General features: G+C 40.2%; 18 protein-coding genes and 2 pseudogenes. 5 read left to right on the top strand and 15 right to left on the bottom strand.

Annotated features, from left to right (window positions below; genetic code table 11):
• Nucleotides 1-3: 3 nt before the first annotated feature.
• The 4 genes from C427_RS01920 to C427_RS01935 all read right to left on the bottom strand — a co-directional run bounded on the left by C427_RS01920 (nt 4) and on the right by C427_RS01935 (nt 3,191).
• Nucleotides 4-1,362: a TRAP transporter large permease gene (locus tag C427_RS01920; RefSeq protein WP_007635127.1), complete on the bottom strand. Its 1,359-nt coding sequence runs from the start codon at nt 1,360-1,362 to the stop codon at nt 4-6.
• A complete protein-coding gene (locus tag C427_RS01925; protein WP_007635128.1) occupies nt 1,362-1,919 on the bottom strand; it encodes a TRAP transporter small permease subunit in 558 nt (185 codons plus the stop codon). The genes C427_RS01920 and C427_RS01925 overlap by 1 nt, the downstream gene beginning before the upstream one ends.
• 155 nt (nt 1,920-2,074) lie before the next feature.
• Entirely contained in the window at nt 2,075-2,395 is a 321-nt protein-coding gene (gene bolA / locus C427_RS01930) for a transcriptional regulator BolA (protein ID WP_007635129.1), read from the bottom strand.
• Between the two features lie 178 nt (nt 2,396-2,573).
• Nucleotides 2,574-3,191 carry an alpha-ketoglutarate-dependent dioxygenase AlkB family protein gene (locus C427_RS01935; protein WP_007635130.1) on the bottom strand — a complete coding sequence of 206 codons (618 nt, stop codon included), beginning with the start codon at nt 3,189-3,191 and terminating at the stop codon, nt 2,574-2,576.
• A gap of 22 nt (nt 3,192-3,213) precedes the next feature.
• On the opposite strand from C427_RS01935, the pseudogene C427_RS01940 reads away from it, so the two are divergent.
• The 3 genes and pseudogenes from C427_RS01940 to C427_RS26895 all read left to right on the top strand — a co-directional run.
• Nucleotides 3,214-4,370: pseudogene (locus C427_RS01940) on the top strand (methyltransferase).
• Nucleotides 4,371-4,387: 17 nt separating this feature from the next.
• The gene (locus tag C427_RS01945; protein WP_007635132.1) at nt 4,388-4,999 is read left to right on the top strand and encodes a peptidylprolyl isomerase; all 612 of its coding nucleotides are present in this window, start codon (nt 4,388-4,390) and stop codon (nt 4,997-4,999) included.
• A gap of 404 nt (nt 5,000-5,403) precedes the next feature.
• A pseudogene (locus tag C427_RS26895) lies at nt 5,404-5,502 on the top strand (hypothetical protein); the annotation flags it as partial.
• Nucleotides 5,503-5,563: 61 nt separating this feature from the next.
• Here C427_RS26895 and C427_RS01950 read toward each other — a convergent pair.
• The 4 genes from C427_RS01950 to efp all read right to left on the bottom strand — a co-directional run bounded on the left by C427_RS01950 (nt 5,564) and on the right by efp (nt 8,401).
• Nucleotides 5,564-6,208: a hypothetical protein gene (locus C427_RS01950; RefSeq protein ID WP_007635133.1), complete on the bottom strand. Its 645-nt coding sequence runs from the start codon at nt 6,206-6,208 to the stop codon at nt 5,564-5,566.
• Entirely contained in the window at nt 6,198-6,638 is a 441-nt protein-coding gene (locus C427_RS01955) for a hypothetical protein (protein WP_007635134.1), read from the bottom strand. The genes C427_RS01950 and C427_RS01955 overlap by 11 nt, the downstream gene beginning before the upstream one ends.
• Before the next feature lie 152 nt (nt 6,639-6,790).
• On the bottom strand, nt 6,791-7,765 hold the full coding sequence (gene epmA, locus C427_RS01960; protein ID WP_007635135.1) for an elongation factor P--(R)-beta-lysine ligase: 975 nt from the start codon (nt 7,763-7,765) through the stop codon (nt 6,791-6,793).
• A 66-nt stretch (nt 7,766-7,831) separates the two neighbouring features.
• Nucleotides 7,832-8,401: an elongation factor P gene (gene efp, locus C427_RS01965; RefSeq protein ID WP_034898594.1), complete on the bottom strand. Its 570-nt coding sequence runs from the start codon at nt 8,399-8,401 to the stop codon at nt 7,832-7,834.
• A 34-nt stretch (nt 8,402-8,435) separates the two neighbouring features.
• On the opposite strand from efp, the gene epmB reads away from it, so the two are divergent.
• Complete coding sequence (epmB, locus tag C427_RS01970; protein WP_007635137.1) at nt 8,436-9,461, top strand: EF-P beta-lysylation protein EpmB; 1,026 nt, start codon at nt 8,436-8,438, stop codon at nt 9,459-9,461.
• 18 nt (nt 9,462-9,479) lie between these two features.
• On the opposite strand, the gene C427_RS01975 is transcribed toward epmB, so the two are convergent.
• Nucleotides 9,480-9,665: a hypothetical protein gene (locus C427_RS01975; protein ID WP_007635138.1), complete on the bottom strand. Its 186-nt coding sequence runs from the start codon at nt 9,663-9,665 to the stop codon at nt 9,480-9,482.
• Nucleotides 9,666-9,757: 92 nt separating this feature from the next.
• Between C427_RS01975 and C427_RS01980 the strand changes: the two genes are divergently transcribed.
• The gene (locus C427_RS01980; protein ID WP_007635139.1) at nt 9,758-10,066 is read left to right on the top strand and encodes a hypothetical protein; all 309 of its coding nucleotides are present in this window, start codon (nt 9,758-9,760) and stop codon (nt 10,064-10,066) included.
• 25 nt (nt 10,067-10,091) lie between these two features.
• Here C427_RS01980 and C427_RS01985 read toward each other — a convergent pair whose 3' ends face one another.
• From C427_RS01985 to nudF, 6 genes are all read right to left on the bottom strand, one after another.
• On the bottom strand, nt 10,092-11,372 hold the full coding sequence (locus C427_RS01985; RefSeq protein WP_007635140.1) for a hypothetical protein: 1,281 nt from the start codon (nt 11,370-11,372) through the stop codon (nt 10,092-10,094).
• Between the two features lie 55 nt (nt 11,373-11,427).
• Nucleotides 11,428-13,317 carry a DNA topoisomerase IV subunit B gene (gene parE / locus C427_RS01990; RefSeq protein ID WP_007635141.1) on the bottom strand — a complete coding sequence of 630 codons (1,890 nt, stop codon included), beginning with the start codon at nt 13,315-13,317 and terminating at the stop codon, nt 11,428-11,430.
• Between the two features lie 107 nt (nt 13,318-13,424).
• Nucleotides 13,425-14,003: a YqiA/YcfP family alpha/beta fold hydrolase gene (locus C427_RS01995; protein ID WP_007635142.1), complete on the bottom strand. Its 579-nt coding sequence runs from the start codon at nt 14,001-14,003 to the stop codon at nt 13,425-13,427.
• Nucleotides 14,004-14,005: 2 nt separating this feature from the next.
• Nucleotides 14,006-14,758 carry a metallophosphoesterase family protein gene (locus tag C427_RS02000; protein ID WP_007635143.1) on the bottom strand — a complete coding sequence of 251 codons (753 nt, stop codon included), beginning with the start codon at nt 14,756-14,758 and terminating at the stop codon, nt 14,006-14,008.
• An 11-nt stretch (nt 14,759-14,769) separates the two neighbouring features.
• On the bottom strand, nt 14,770-15,231 hold the full coding sequence (locus tag C427_RS02005; protein ID WP_007635144.1) for a DUF1249 domain-containing protein: 462 nt from the start codon (nt 15,229-15,231) through the stop codon (nt 14,770-14,772).
• The gene (gene nudF / locus C427_RS02010; RefSeq protein ID WP_007635145.1) at nt 15,224-15,859 is read right to left on the bottom strand and encodes an ADP-ribose diphosphatase; all 636 of its coding nucleotides are present in this window, start codon (nt 15,857-15,859) and stop codon (nt 15,224-15,226) included. Before nudF ends, C427_RS02005 begins: the two co-directional genes overlap by 8 nt.
• Nucleotides 15,860-16,075: the final 216 nt, after the last annotated feature.

The following is a 16,075-nucleotide window of genomic DNA, read 5'->3' on the forward strand; positions in this document are numbered from 1 at the left end:
TTATTAAAGTAAAGAAGGTAACCAAGTTACCAGATTTGGCCAAATTGCCAAACAGGCTAACAACAATAGTTGTATAAAAATAAAGGGGGCTACACCTCGGTAAATATCTGAGGTTTTCACTTCTGGCGGCGCTACACCTCGTAAATAAAATAAGGCAAATCCAAACGGTGGGGTTAGAAATGAGGTCTGTAAGTTAACCGCTATCATAATTCCAAGCCAAATTGGATCAACCCCCATAGCCAATAATACTGGGGCAACTAGAGGAACAACTACAAAGGTGATTTCGATAAAATCTAAAATAAAGCCAAGTAAAAATATCACCACCATCACCAATAAAACGGCAGAAAATACGCCACCAGGTAAGCTGGCAAATAATTCTTCAATTAATTCTTCACCACCAAAACCACGAAAAACCAGTGAGAAAATAGATGCGCCAATGAGTATTAAAAATACCATAGACGTGACTTTTGTCGTCGACATCATCACATCTTTCAATTTTTGTAGATTAAGTTTTTTGTTGATGAGCGCTAGCACCAATGCACCTGCTGCACCAACACCAGCTGCTTCAGTGGGAGTAGCAAAACCTCCCAAAATTGAGCCGAGCACCATAAAAATTAGCAATAGTGGAGGAAAAAGAGCAGCAAACAATGCACCAGCAGAAATAGGTGCTTGGTCACTTTGTTCGAGCGAAGGGTCTATCTGCCTGCTAGCAAACACTAAAACATATAAAAGATACATCGCTACTAATAAAAAACCGGGGACTAAGGCGCCTACAAACAAGTCACCCACTGACACAGAGCGTGGTGAAAATATACCCATGTTCAATTGTGCTTGCTGAAACGCACTAGATAAAACATCACCTAACAAAACCAAAGCTATCGATGGAGGGATGATTTGCCCCAACGTTCCTGTTGCGCATATTGCCCCACAAGCAAAAGACGGTGAATAGCCTTTTTTAAGCATCGTTGGCAGAGAAAGTAAGCCCATAGTGACGACTGTAGCACCAACTATGCCCGTACTGGCGGCTAATAACATGCCAACAAGCACCACCGATATAGCGAGCCCTGACTTTAATCTACCCAGTACTTGTTCCATGGCGAGTAGCAAATCTTCCGCGACTCGGGATTTCTCTAACATTATCCCCATAAAGACAAATAACGGCACGGCAATTAAGGTTTGGTTAGACACTATGCCAAACAAGCGGCTGGGTACTGCTTGTAAGTAAGAGGTGTCAAATACACCCAAAAAAGCACCTATGCCAGCAAAAATAAGAGCGGTGCCAGCCAATGAATAAGCAACGGGATACCCTAGTAACAACACCAAACATACGGCTAAAAACATCAATAGCGAGAGATATTCCATTACTTACCTGCAACGACTGATGATTGTTTATGAAGTGACAATTTTGCAACATTGCTTATCACTTCAGCTATTCCCTGAAGCAGCATAGTAAACGAAAATAACAAAATTAAGCTTTTTAACAGAAAGACTGCAGGAATACCCCCGGCTTCTTGAGAAGCCTCCATGACTCGCCAAGCCCGCATCACGTAATCGTAACTCACTATGAAGATAAAAATATTCACTGGCATTAATAAAAATAGGCTACCAAAGATATCTACTCTGGCTTGCTTTTTAGTACTGAAGCGGCGATAAAAAATATCGACTCTTACATGCTCATTGACGCGTAAAGTGTGTGCCGCGCCTAATAAAAAGACCATTCCATGCAGGTACATTACCGACTCTTGCATGGCTATCCACCCAAGATTAAATCCATATCTGAGCACTACAATTAGAAATGTCAGTAAAACCATAAACAACGTAAACCAACTGACCAATCGACATAACGCGTGATGAAACACATCGATTTTTTTCTGCCAAAAGGCAGCTTGGTGCCAAAAAATAGTGCGGTTTAACTGCATCGTTGTTTCTTATTGTTGCGAATGATAACTAAAGGCCATCTTTAAATAGCCTAATATTGGAGTCGTTTTTACCAAAAATAAACAACAAATGGAAGGGGGGCAGCGCAGAGACGCAAAAGCACCGTCTGATAGGTGTTTTGATTTACACTAAGCAATCAAGTTGGTTGCTTAGTTCCGCCTAAACAGTTGGGTGATGTTGGAAATTCTCCAAACAAATTTTTCCATTCCTCTTGAGTGTAAGTATGTAGAGCTAAAGCGTGGATGTCGTTTGCTAATTCTTCTTTTAGTACTGAATTAACCGCTCGGTGACGTTTGATTAGGCGCTCGCCACTGAATATAGGCGTCACGATAACCACTTTAAAATGGCTCTCCGATCCCACAGGAACATTATGCATAGAACTTTCATTAATGACTTCAAGGTGCTGAGGATTGAAGTGACTGAGTAACTTTTTTTCAATATTATTTTGAATCTTCATTTATTCTCCAAGCTAGAATCATCTTTTATTTTAATCACGGCAATTTTAGCTTTAAAAAGACAATACAACATATTGCTTTTGACTAATCCCGAGACTGTGAGCATAACTCATTGACTGTTGACGATATATTTTTTGTCAGCTTAACCTGAATTTTTATACGATTTAGTGCTAAAGATGCTCAGTTTTGTATATATCTGAAAGTAAGGTTGATCCTCTGTGCTAGCGTTTTCTTGGTTTTAGCTACGCTGTGTTGCCAATATTTTTGAGTATCGCCGCTCATTACCAATAGACTGCCATTGTGTAAAGGTAGCCTAACTTTGTTTTTTGTGACGTTGTGATAAAAGTCTAAATTGCGTTCTTCTCCAAAGCTTAGTGAGGCAATCACTGGTTGCTGACCTAGTTCAGGCTCATTATCTGCATGGCGGCCCATGCCATCTTGACCGTGACGATATAAATTTGCCAATACAGAATTGAAATGACTGTTGCTAGCGTTTTCACATTTTTGTTTAAGTGCAAGTAATAAAGAGTTCCATGGCAAAGGGCGCAAGCTTAAATTCGAATATTGATAACACGCATTTTTGTCGCCGTACCATGCTTGTAATCTTGGTACATCAAAGGTTTTTCCGTATAAAGTGATTCGTTCTTGGCGCCAGTCTAACGACTGATGTAATGCCTGCATTAAGATTGCCGATTCAGACGCAGCAATAAAATTAGGATAATATTTTAGGTCTGCATCTGGCATATCCAGCTGTATTGGCGTGTTATCATATTGTGATTCAAACAGTGACTGCTGCATAACCCATCAAATTTGGAAAGAAATGAACACCAGTTTAACGCTTTTAGATAGAAATTTGCAGTTAGTTAGGTATCCACAAGACCTACAACATCCAAGCTGGCAGGCATGGGATGCTGCCGATGAGTATATAATTGAATATGTCGAGCAAAATGTTCAAGGTTTACAACATCAATCTATTAGTATTTACAATGATGATTTTGGTGCCTTAGCTTGTTGGTTTGCTGATTTTAAACCTCTATGGGTGAGTGATTCTTACGTAGCTAAACAATCTTGTTTGGTTAATCTGCAGCAAAATAATATCCCAGTCGAGTCAGTAATATTTTACGATTCAGTTACATCAGTGGACTCACCAGCGGAACTGGTGTTACTCAAAATCCCTAAAACTACCGCTTTACTTGAACAACAATTGATAGATCTACAAGCAAGGGTTATCCCTTCAACGACCGTGATAGCAGCAGGCAAAGCGACATTCATACAGAAGTCGACCTTGGCCTTGTTCGAAAAGTATTTAGGGAGCACCACTACTTCATTGGCGAAGAAAAAAGCACGCTTGATTTTTTGCCAGCCTACAGGCTGTAAATCACACGCAAGCCCTTACCCAACTATTTGGTTTACTGATAAGCCCCGGTTTGAAATCAGTAATTTAGCTAACGTGTTCGCACGTCAGCAATTAGATATTGGCGCAAGGTTTATGCTCGAACATTTGTCAAAATTAGCTAATATGGATAGTAAAACAGTGATTGATTTGGGCTGTGGTAATGGTGTGTTGGGATTACATATCCTTAATCAAAATAAAAAACAAAAGTGGTGTTTGTTGACGAGTCATATATGGCGGTTGCCTCTGCCAAGCAAAATGTATTGGCTAACTTGCCTGAAAAAGAGTCAGGATCAGAGTTTATAGTGAATAACTGCTTGGATGACTTTTCTGAAAAATCTAAATTTTCTGAGGTAGACATAGTATTGTGTAATCCACCTTTTCACCAACAAAATGCCATAACTGATCATATTGCTTGGCAAATGTTTAAGGATGCCAAGTCGTTGCTTCAAAGTGGTGGGCAATTGTTTGTGGTGGGTAATCGCCATTTAGATTACCCAAGTAAATTAAAAAGACTGTTTGGCAATGTAACAACAGTTGCAACCAATCAAAAGTTCAGTATTTTGTCTGCTAGTAAACGTTAGGCTCTAGGAATATCAACATGTTAAGAACAATGTTTATCGCGATTTTTGTCAGCTTTTTTGTTAGCACCTCCACTTCTATCTTTGCAAAAGATAAAGATGATGGCTCAAATATTCAACCTGACAACTATTACCCTCGTGTGAAAATGGTCACCAGTATGGGGGATATCATCGTTGAATTAGACCGCTCCAGAGCACCTATTACCGTTAATAACTTCTTGCGTTATGTAGATAAACGCAGTTACGAAGACACTATTTTTCATCGTATTGTGCCTGACTTTGTTGTGCAAGGTGGCGGCTACGACACCCAATTTATTGAAAAACCAGCATTCGGAAAAATATTTAACGAGTCTGGCAATGGCTTAAAAAATGTAATGTACAACATCACCATGGCTAGACAGAAAGACCCACACTCTGCCACTCGCCAATTTTTCTTTAATATGAGTAATAACGACAGCTTGGACCCCGGTAGAGATTGGGGTTACACCGCATTTGGTTCAGTTGTTGAAGGTTATGAAGTGTTGGATAAAATGGTCGCAGTGAAAACAGATTTCGACCCTAAATATGGCTGGTCAGACGTGCCGGTAGAGCAGGTTATTCTGATAAAAGTGATGGTATTACCGCCCGTGTAGGAAAAGTGCCTTTTACAACTTTTTTGCGACATTCATACTAAACTTAATTAGATTAATAATTGTTAAACTAATATTAAAGCTAGCACCACTTCTAAAGATAGGTTTGATACTAGCAATTTAGTGTTTGAATAAACATCACGAGGAATAGAGTGGGATATTACGCTCTACTGGTATTGGTCGCTTTTTTGGTTATGTTATAGCGCTTTGTAAAACAGAGTTGATACGGGATAAAGAAAAAAAGAAAATGTTAAGGATTATTTATGACAGGCGCTCAAATACATATTTGGTGCCATTTGAAAGACTGATCCTGAGTAGTAGAGCCTGTTCCAGGGTTTTTGGCTGGTGGAGCGTAATCAGGACAACAAGATGAATGTGATTATTCTTCGAGTTTACCTGCAAAATCTTATATTGATGATTGGTGTAGTTATTCAACCAATGAGGTCACCATCAATTGGAATACCCCTTTAATTTATGTATTAGCGGGCTTGCATGCAATGCAGTAAATATAAATTAGCACACCTTCATTGCGATTTGGTAACCTCAATTTAAATGAAGTTATAACGTTCAACCATCTTTTTCTTGGCGATATTTCAATACTTGATGTTGTTCTAACAGTCGGTCAATTTGTTGATGTTGCTGTTGCGTAACTATCGCAGGTCTAGCATAAAGGCAGTTTTTGCGGTCATTTATCCAACCATGCTCCCAAAAGTGTGTGTGTTGGATAAACTCCGCAGCAAAATCGACGACACCCATATCGAAACATCCCACTAGACAAGTATCTATGTAGGTTTGATAAATAGGGTATTGGCTGTTGGCTGGTATTTTATTCAGGTTGGCACATATATATATTTTACAGGTGTCTGGGTTAGCTCGAATATTGGCAAGTTCAGTCTGTGCTAGCTCAGACTCTTGGGCGGCCACTATGCTGTCAGGGTCGACTTCAATAAATTGATAGTCTTGCTCACGGTCGCGAAGTTCAGGTGATATCTGTTCTATGCGTAATAATACTGCGTTCAATCTGGCCGTTTCAACTTGCGACACGCCTAAAGCTGTCTGCAAGTGTGCCATACCTCTTGCTAACCACTCTCGCTGCCATCCATTTACAGTAATTGGCATGTTGGGGCAAAAAATATTTGAATGACGTGAGCGACTATCATGGCTCAGTAAACTGCCATAACCCACAAGATAATGTTTTTGGTTAGTTGCCATAAAGTTGTCCCATCACTAAAAAAATTAAAACTACATATGGATAGGCTACCGTAGGTTTAAGTGATTGTTTGATGTACTCGCTAATCAAATAAATGGCACGTGGCCTAGACTGGTTCCATGCAAGGTTAAATTGCATACCCATATGTAATAAGTGTTCTGGAAGGTGGTGTGGATTGTCTTGAATAGCCTGCTCAACGACTTCAAGGCGTTGACCTATCCTATTTTGAAAGGTTTTCCAAATAGCGTCTTGTAGCCACAATATTGCAATAACTAACAACGACCATAAACCTGCATCTAAAGCAAAAACTAAAATACAGCAGATTAAGATACTAAAAAGTTTGATGGCTAAAGAACATTTTTCATAACTATCGAATTGATTTTGTAAGGTGATCCACTCACTTTGGAGTCTGGGCAGTTGTTCATCAGACATAGATTATTCATTGGCCTTTTATTAATAACTTTCGACCATTTAGTAGAAAGTGTTGAGACTATTATGCGGCATAAGCTAATAACTTACTGACTTGACGCCCTACCCACAAGTGATACAGGGTATTGAGCGAAAATGTTCAATTTAAGCATAAACTAGGCCCGACTATTTTCAAAAGCGATGACCTTGTCAATCTCAGAGTAATTTAATGCAAGCATTAAAAGCCTATCAATTCCAAGCGCTACACCTGCACATGCTGGAAGGCCATAGTCTATTGCGGCTATAAAGTTATGATCGATGGGCATGATTTCCAGCCCTATATGTTGACGTTTAACATTATCTTGTTCAAAACGTCTCAGTTGCTCTGGCCCGTCGGTCAGTTCATGAAAACCATTGGCTAATTCTATGCCTTGAAAATACAACTCAAAGCGTTCGGCTACTAAAGAATTAGTGGGACTTAATCTTGCTAAAGCAGCTTGGCTAGCCGGGAAGTCCATCACAAAGCAGGGGCGGTCTTGCCCAATGTGTGGCTCTACGTGTTGGCTAAATAGCAGCATGAGTAATGTGTCTTTGTCGTTTTCATTGGCTGCCAGTTCAGCATAACCATATTGGCTAGCCAAGGTTTTAATATCAGTCAGAGTCGCAGTTAATGGGCAGTAACCTAGATATTGTTTAAATACATCTTGGTAGGTGACGCGTTCTGCAGAGTCACAGCCTACAACCATCTGAATTAGTTCATCAATTTCGGTCATTAACTGCAAGTGATCAAAACCCGGTCTATACCATTCAAGCATGGTAAATTCAGGATTGTGAAAACGTCCAGCTTCTTCATTTCTAAAAGATTTACAAATTTGATAAATCGCGCCGCTACCTGCGCAAAGTAATCTTTTCATGGCAAATTCTGGTGATGTCTGCAGATACAAGGTGCTCGCTTGTGGCGAAAAGGGATGAGTAAATTGGGTACAGAAAGAATGCAAATGTTCATCTGTAACGGTAGCGTGACTTAATGCGGGAGTGTCTACTTCAAGCACATCACGGACTGCAAAAAATTGTCTGATTTCTTGCAGTACTAAAGCGCGTTGTCTTAATGCTTTAATCGAAGCACTGGGCCGCCAGTTGTTTGTTTGCATTGTTATCCATTTTATAAATAATAAAAAAGCCCACTGACGTGGGCTTTTTGAATTTTCAAGGGTTAACTATTTTTGTGCTCTAGACACATATTCGCCGTTACGTGTATCCACTCTAACAACTTCCCCGGTTTGTACAAATAAAGGCACTCTTACAACGGCACCAGAAGATAAAGTGGCTGGTTTGCCACCGGTACCTGCAGTATCGCCTTTAAGACCAGGGTCGGTTTCAGTAATTTCTAGTTCCACAAAGTTAGCAGGCTGCACCACAATTGGGGCCCCGTTCCACAGCGTAATAGTGCATGTATCGTTTTCTACTAACCACTTAACATTTTCACCTACGGCTTTTTCATCTGCGGCAATTTGTTCAAATGTTTCATTATTCATAAAGTGCCAAAACTCACCATCTGTGTATAAATAGGCAAGTTCAGTATCTATCACATCGGCACCTTCTACCGAATCACCTGATTTAAAGGTTTTCTCAATTACTTTACCTGAGATAAGCTTACGAATTTTAACCCGACTAAAGGCTTGACCCTTTCCCGGTTTAACAAATTCATTCTCAAGAATGTTGCAAGGTTCGCCGTCGAGCATTATCTTTAGGCCCGATTTAAACTCATTTGTGCTGAAATTCGCCATGTGTCCCCGTAATATAACTATGCTGAGTCTGTAATTGTTACAAATAATACCTAAAAAACTGATGACTGTGGAGAGTAACTGGCAAAAAGAACTGGCGATGTCTTTTTCTGACCCTGTTTCGTTACTCAAATATCTAGAATTGCCCCTAGAAAACTTCACAGATGACATCAAAGCGCGGCAGCTTTTCCCTATGCGTGTACCCCGCCCTTTTGCGGCCAAAATGAAAAAAGGCGATCCCCTTGACCCATTGTTTATGCAGGTGTTCACGAGTCGTAAAGAATTTGACTTAGCATCAGATTTTTCCACTGATCCGCTGCAAGAGCAAAATAATAAGCAGTCTGGTATTTTGCACAAGTATCAAAATCGTCTGTTATTGCTGGTAAGGGGCGGCTGTGCTGTAAATTGCCGTTATTGTTTTAGACGGCACTTTCCCTACAGTGACAACCATTTAAATAAACAACAGTGGCAACAAGCGTTAGAGTATATTGCAGCTAATCCACAACTCGACGAAGTCATTTACTCAGGCGGCGACCCGTTGATGGCCAAGGATGACTTTTTGGCGTGGTTAACAACTCAGATTGAGGCCATATCACATATTAAACGATTACGTATTCATACTCGTTTACCTGTGGTTATCCCTTCTAGAATAACCACAGAGTTAATTACATGGTTCTCCCAGTCTCGATTAAAACCGGTGATGGTATTGCACGTTAATCATGCTAATGAAATTGATAATGCGCTGGCAGTATCAATGCAAAAATTAAGACAAGCTGGGGTAACATTACTAAATCAGGCGGTGTTGTTAAAAGGTATAAACGATACTGCAGACCAACAAATAGCGTTAAATGAAGGATTGTTCAATATTGGCGTGATGCCTTATTATTTACATGTTTTAGATAAGGTACAAGGGGCTGAACACTTTGATTTACCTGATAGTAAGGCAAAAGAACTGATGCGGGAATTGATAAGGCGTCAGCCAGGTTACCTGGTACCTAAGCTCGTTAGAGAAATAGGTGGCCAGCCCGGCAAAACACCACTTGATTTACAGCTTCATCCCTAGGGCGTCCCCCACTTATTCTCAAACAAAAATGTCGATATTAGACCCAATTGCTGAGTTAGCAGACGAAGTTTGAGGTGCTACAGCTGCCTCTAATAGTTCTAATGTCGCTTGACCCTCTATTTTTTGCTGTGATTTAGCGAGTTGTAGAGACTTTATTTCAAGCGTCGAACTAACTGACGAGGAACTTGCTCCTGAAATATCCATACAGTGCTCCTTATTACTTGTAGCAAGGTACAAAAACGGGCAATATCGCCCGCATCAAAATTATATCGACAACCTTGAGTAAAACTTTAACTATGCAGACAATTATTCAAACTCTCAGTGAGAACGTTCAAGTTATTTATCGAAAATCTATCGATGCCGACCAAGTTATTAGCCGCTTACAACATGATGGTAAGGGCAAGTTTAGTGCGGTTTTTGCTGACGATGCTGGTTTTACTACCAGTAGTCGATTATTTAAACCCTACGTAGAAGAACTCGCGAATGAAGTGCTGGCTTTGGAGCAAACAACCCAAGAATCGTTAAAAAAACAGCTGCCTAGTTTGGTAATAAAAATAGAGTTAATGCTGAAAACGTTAAATAAATTTCAAAAATCTGCTCGTTAATTTTACATTTTGTGGACTCTTAGCGCTACCGATGTATGGGTAATACAGCAATTCTTTGTTTGATACTTTGAACCATTTCGAGGTATTCAGGGCTGTCAACTTTAGTGAATATTCGAGTGAAATCCGTTTTACTTAAGCCTTCAGGTAACCCGGTAATGTTAGGGAAAAAGGCATTTTCGTCGCTGATGCCAGCTAATATATTCTGCACGGAGCTTGCACCTGAAGGATTGGTAGCAGCAATAGCGAACTCCACACCGGCAAAATCAGCGGCCAAATCTACAAAGCTATAGCCACTGCCATCATCGCTTCTGTCCATTAATTCTTTGAATTCGCCGATGGCTATACTTAAACCCTGCTCCGATAAGATTTTGATAGCTGCGGAGAAAATAAAATGCTGATTGAGGTCGGCTCTAGATTTTAAAGTAGGCCTGACCCTCGGTAATGCTACCTTGCCCTTTTGGGGTTGTACGTCACCTATCAAATTGGCAAACCTATGATGTCCTGCATATATCGCGAGGGCCAAAATCGCTGCTTCGTTTTCTTTTGGGGCCGTATCGTAATTGGAGCGATTTTTTGCCCAACTAAAAACAGGCCCAATATACTTAGCCAAGGATTGTGGGCTTGGCTTGTCGCCTACATCTAATAAAGAAAGTTGTTTCAAATAATACGCCGTTCTAAGTCGCATCTCCTCATCACTGCTTCCACCTACACCTTGTTTTACATCATTCAGTTCTCTGAGAAATTGATCCAGTGGTAATACAGAAAGTTGTATCTGTTGTTCCGTCATAGCTACCGATTCAACCTGCTTCACAAATTGACTGGCGATATTACTGTTGGTATACCAGTTAGCTAAATAGACGAGGCTGTCTAAAGCTAAACTACCGGGCACGTTAATAGGTCCAAATTTCACATGACTGACATTAATGCCAGGACCAGGTAGCAATAAAATATCAATATTCAGATATTCACCAACAGGATTTTTAGGCAACTGGTAGCTAGCTAAAATAATGGTTGAATTTGAGTTAATAAACACTCGGCCATTAATTTTTCCATGAGCGCGCTGCGCAAAACCCACTAAACTGTTTAGTTGATCTTGGCTAACATTGATATTTTGTTTGTTGTTTCTATTTTTGACACTGTCACTAAGTTGCTGCATCAGTTTTTTTACTGATTCAGCTTGGTTGACCTGCTCTCCACTATTCGCCTCTATCAGTGGTTGATCCTCGATTGCAGTGACAAAAAGACCCACAACAGTAATGATTATCAGCAGTATTACAAAGCTAATAGTTTTAATCAGTTTAGACAAGATAGGTTCCCTTTAGGCTTGATAATTGAGGTGTACAGTTACCAAAAATGAATAATTAAACAATTGCCATATCTCCTTTTGACTCAAGCCACTCTTTTCTGTCTGGAGCACGTTTTTTAGAAAGCAACATATCCATCATTTCCAACATCTGGTCAGCATCGTCTACCATTAACTGAACTAACCTGCGGGTGTTGGGATCCATGGTGGTTTCGCGTAATTGCAAAGGATTCATTTCACCCAATCCTTTGAAACGTTGCACATTCACTTTGCCACGTTTCTTCTCTGCGACGATCCGGTCTAGAATACCTTCTTTTTCACCTTCGTCTAAGGCGTAGTACACCTCTTTACCTATATCTATTCTAAACAGCGGGGGCATTGCCACATAAACATGGCCTGTATTCACTAGGGTTCTAAAATGTTTGACGAATAGTGCGCATAGTAAGGTAGCGATATGGAGACCATCGGAGTCAGCATCGGCCAATATACAAATTTTGTCGTAACGTAAGCCACTTAAATCTTCTGAATCCGGATCAATTCCTAAAGCTACAGAGATATCGTGAATTTCTTGTGAAGCGAGTACTTGAGAAGAGTCGACTTCCCAACTGTTTAGGATCTTTCCTCGAAGTGGCATAATAGCCTGAAATTCTCGGTCTCGAGCTTGTTTTGCAGAGCCTCCAGCAGAATCCCCTTCGACTAAAAATAATTCTGAACGACTGGTATCTTGAGTTGAACAATCGGTGAGTTTACCGGGTAAAGCAGGACCCTGCGTGACCTTTTTACGGGCCACTTTTTTACTTTGACGCAAACGGGTTTGAGCATTGTTAATACACATGTCGGCCAATAACTCAGCAACATCCGTATGTTGGTTAAGCCATAAGCTGAAAGCATCTTTAACCACACCCGATACAAACGCTGCTGCTTGACGTGAAGACAAGCGTTCTTTTATTTGACCTGCAAACTGTGGATCTTGCATCTTGGTAGATAAAACATAACTACAGCGATCCCAAATGTCTTCTGGTGTGAGCTTGACTCCCCGTGGCAATAAGTTTCTAAATTCACAAAACTCACGCATCGACTCTAACAAGCCCTGGCGTAAACCATTAACGTGTGTACCGCCTTGCGCCGTCGGAATCAGGTTTACGTAACTTTCAGTGATCATTTCACCACCTTCAGGCAGCCACATAACCGCCCAATCTGCCGCTTCGGTGTTACCTGAAATGGCACCGATAAAGGGGCTATCTCCTGGTAATGTCACATACTCTTTTACTGATTGATATAGATAGTCACGTAAGCCATCTTCGAAATACCATTCGGTACTTTCATTGTTAACTTTATCATCAAATCGAATACGTAAGCCCGGACATAACACGGCTTTAGCACGCAACACATGCAAAAGTTTAGTGACAGAAAATTTGCTTGAATCAAAGTATTTAGGGTCAGGCCAAAAGTGGACTTTGGTGCCGGTGTTGCGTTTACCACAGGTATCAACAATTACTAACTCTTGCACTTTGTCACCGTTTTCAAAGGCAATTTGATGCACGTTGCCATCACGACGAATATTCACTTCCACTCTTTTGGATAAAGCGTTGACCACAGAAATGCCGACGCCATGCAAACCACCAGAAAATTGATAGCTTTTATTAGAAAATTTACCACCCGCGTGTAATTTAGTCATGATCAACTCAACCCCGGAAATACCTTCTTCAGGGTGAATATCTACAGGCATACCACGGCCGTCATCTGTGACTTCAATGGATTGGTCTGCGTGTAATACCACTCGTATCGAGGTAGCAAATCCACCTAAGGCTTCATCTACACTGTTATCAATGACTTCTTGGCTTAAATGGTTGGGGCGCGTGGTATCGGTGTACATACCGGGGCGGCGTTTAACAGGGTCTAGGCCGTTTAATACTTCAATAGCTTCTGCGTTATATTCGTTTGACATAGTTCTTACTCAGAGCTCTTATTATTCGAATGGTGGTTGTGCGGAAATCCCTACAACCTAGTATAGGTATTATGTGCCATCAATTAGCATGTTATACCAAGCTTCAATTAGTCTTGCAGTAGAAACCTAAAAATATCTGGTAAGAATCGTTGGAAATCTAGAAAACTATGATTTCCACCTTGTTCTATGCTCAATTTATAATTTTGGTATTTAGTTTCTGCCTGACGATAGTCCAAGGTTTCGTCAGCCGTTTGCAATAGTATCCAATAATCAGATGTCGGCTTCAACGATGGTGTATCCAACTGACGAAGTTCCTCAATATGTTTATTTTCCAATAAAAAAGGTTGTTGGGTATTTGGATTAATATGTTCACCTAAAAAGTCGACTAATAATTCAAAAGGTCGCACCGCGGGATTTATTAAGACTGCTTTGCCTGAATATTTTTCCACCATAAATGTGGAGAAAAACCCACCTAGTGAGCTACCAATAAAACGTAGCTTTTTGCCTTTATGCTCGGCGATTAGTTGTTCGATAATAGCCTGAGCATCATTAGGATAATTGGCAAGTTGTGGAATTTCTATGGGTAAATCAGGATAGTTTGCCTTTACATACTCAAGCGTTTGACGTGCTTTTTGAGACTGCGGGGAACTAAGAAACCCATGAAGATAAATAACAACATATGACAAGGTTAGATTTTCTTTTCTAGTCGATGAATTGAAGTACTTATTTGACCATTTTCCTGCAGATTAATCACCCTATAACCTGGCATTAAATCAGTTGTAGCAAAATACTCCTTGTTTGCAAACTGCCAACAGGTAGAGGGACAAGCTAAATATAAACACTGGTCTCTATACTGCTCAATCGCCATATGGATATGCCCGTATACGACCGCTCGTACAGACTTATGCTCTGTTACAACCGCATTAAAGTTTTGGCGGTTTGTCCATTCATGTTTGTCCATCCAGCCACCACAGGGAATAGGATGGTGATGAGCTGCTATCAAGTGGTAATCGTTTGGGTGCAGGCTTAAATATTTGCTTAAAAAAGTCAGGCTAACCTCTGATATTTGACCAATAGTATGTTGCTGTTGGGTGTCTAATAAATGTATATGCCATCGATTAGGTAAAACTAACCGTGGATTAATCAACCACAGATACTCGTTAAGAATATTTGCCTTTAACTCCGATTGGTCGTCATGGTTGCCAGGGATAACAGCAATTTGGCAGTCCATTTTTGATTCCTGAATTAGCTTAGAAAAATGTTGGTAACTTTCTCCTGAGCCATCACCAGTTATGTCACCTGTCACTAACAATACATCTGGCTGATGTACTTTGACCTCAGCCAGTATGCGTTTTAAGCTTCGAAAAGGGTTGACGTTGTTGTAGCCATTCTTTTGAGGGTCAGTAAATAAATGACAATCCGAAATTTGTATAATTTTCATGGTTTTACAAATTAGGCTTCAGAAGAATGTAGGTGTTTACTTTGTGTTAAACAAAATTGCACCCATTCAGCCAAGAATAAATTAACCATCTCTTTTTCGTTTTTCTGATACATCTTGGTATTCGGGTACTGATAACTTGGCTTCAGAGAGCCGATATTCTGTGCGCTTATCACTTCTGCCATTTTGGCATCGTGATATAGCCTCACTTGAACTACTGGACGTAAAAACTCATATTTTATTTGACCTATTTGATCTATTTGACTTTTTTGTGACATTTCTAAGGTGCTTGTGTAGCGGCTACAATCGATGATTTTAATGGTGTACTGTAAACTAGCATTCACACGAAACTGATATTCTAAATCTTCTGTATCGCAATCAGGAAGCAACCTTAATAAACGTCCATAGTTAACTTCACACACCTGGTGCATGTTGGCTAACTTAGGAACGTATTTTCGACCTATCTCTTTAGTCATGTGACCATTTTTCCAATACCTGTTGTTTATTCATAGCAAACCACTGCAAAGCAATAAGTGAAGCAGCATTATCGATTTTACCTTCGTTTATCCAATCAAGTGCTACTGATGAAGGCACTCGGTGCACTAAAATATCTTCACTTTCATATTCTAACCCATGCACACCTTTAGCATCACTTGCATCTACCAAACCTATGTAGATATGTAAGCGTTCAGTGGTACCACCCGGACTTGACAAATAGCTCAAGGCTTTGTGTAACTTTTTTATGTCAAGCCCAGCTTCTTCTTTCGCCTCTCGCAGACATACGTCTTCAGGCGTCTCGCCTTCATCAATAATACCTGCCACAACCTCAAGTAACCAAGGGGAAGATGAGGTCGGGATTGCGCCAATACGCACTTGCTCAATCATTACGAATTCATCTAATACCGGGTCGTATGGCAGGACTGCAATGGCATGGCCTCGTTCAAAAACCTCTCGGACGACGACATCGCTCCAGCCACCTTCAAACAATTTATGTTTAAAAGCGTATTTAACCATTTTAAAGAAACCTTGGTATAACGTTTCCTTGCTTAATATTTTTATATCTTCAACTGAAAATTGTTGAATTTTTTGCTGACCTTTTTGCAAACTTTTCTCCGATTATTAGAGTATTAACCTCTGGGTTGTACAGAGCATAACTAAACGTTTAAAAACATAAGACTAGCATAACGAGGTTTCACATGCTGTGCGCTTAAGGTCTGTTAATTCATAATATTCTGTTACACTTGAAGCCTTGGTGTTACCACAAAGCATTGTTACTTAACACTTGATTTGCTTAGACTTTACCCATACATATAAATTTGA

The sequence above is a fragment of the Paraglaciecola psychrophila 170 genome (assembly GCF_000347635.1).
Taxonomy (GTDB): Bacteria; Pseudomonadota; Gammaproteobacteria; order Enterobacterales; family Alteromonadaceae; genus Paraglaciecola; species Paraglaciecola psychrophila.

Coding starts and splice junctions, on each gene's coding strand:
- C427_RS01975 (WP_007635138.1), bottom strand. CDS start 9,665: ATGGATATTTCAGGAGCAAGTTCCTCGTCAGTTAGTTCGACGCTTGAA.
- C427_RS01945 (WP_007635132.1), top strand. CDS start 4,388: ATGTTAAGAACAATGTTTATCGCGATTTTTGTCAGCTTTTTTGTTAGC.
- epmA (WP_007635135.1), bottom strand. CDS start 7,765: ATGCAAACAAACAACTGGCGGCCCAGTGCTTCGATTAAAGCATTAAGA.
- C427_RS01955 (WP_007635134.1), bottom strand. CDS start 6,638: ATGTCTGATGAACAACTGCCCAGACTCCAAAGTGAGTGGATCACCTTA.
- bolA (WP_007635129.1), bottom strand. CDS start 2,395: ATGAAGATTCAAAATAATATTGAAAAAAAGTTACTCAGTCACTTCAAT.
- C427_RS01925 (WP_007635128.1), bottom strand. CDS start 1,919: ATGCAGTTAAACCGCACTATTTTTTGGCACCAAGCTGCCTTTTGGCAG.
- C427_RS01935 (WP_007635130.1), bottom strand. CDS start 3,191: ATGCAGCAGTCACTGTTTGAATCACAATATGATAACACGCCAATACAG.
- C427_RS02005 (WP_007635144.1), bottom strand. CDS start 15,231: ATGACTAAAGAGATAGGTCGAAAATACGTTCCTAAGTTAGCCAACATG.
- C427_RS02000 (WP_007635143.1), bottom strand. CDS start 14,758: ATGAAAATTATACAAATTTCGGATTGTCATTTATTTACTGACCCTCAA.
- efp (WP_034898594.1), bottom strand. CDS start 8,401: ATGGCGAATTTCAGCACAAATGAGTTTAAATCGGGCCTAAAGATAATG.
- C427_RS01920 (WP_007635127.1), bottom strand. CDS start 1,362: ATGGAATATCTCTCGCTATTGATGTTTTTAGCCGTATGTTTGGTGTTG.
- parE (WP_007635141.1), bottom strand. CDS start 13,317: ATGTCAAACGAATATAACGCAGAAGCTATTGAAGTATTAAACGGCCTA.
- C427_RS01980 (WP_007635139.1), top strand. CDS start 9,758: ATGCAGACAATTATTCAAACTCTCAGTGAGAACGTTCAAGTTATTTAT.
- C427_RS01950 (WP_007635133.1), bottom strand. CDS start 6,208: ATGGCAACTAACCAAAAACATTATCTTGTGGGTTATGGCAGTTTACTG.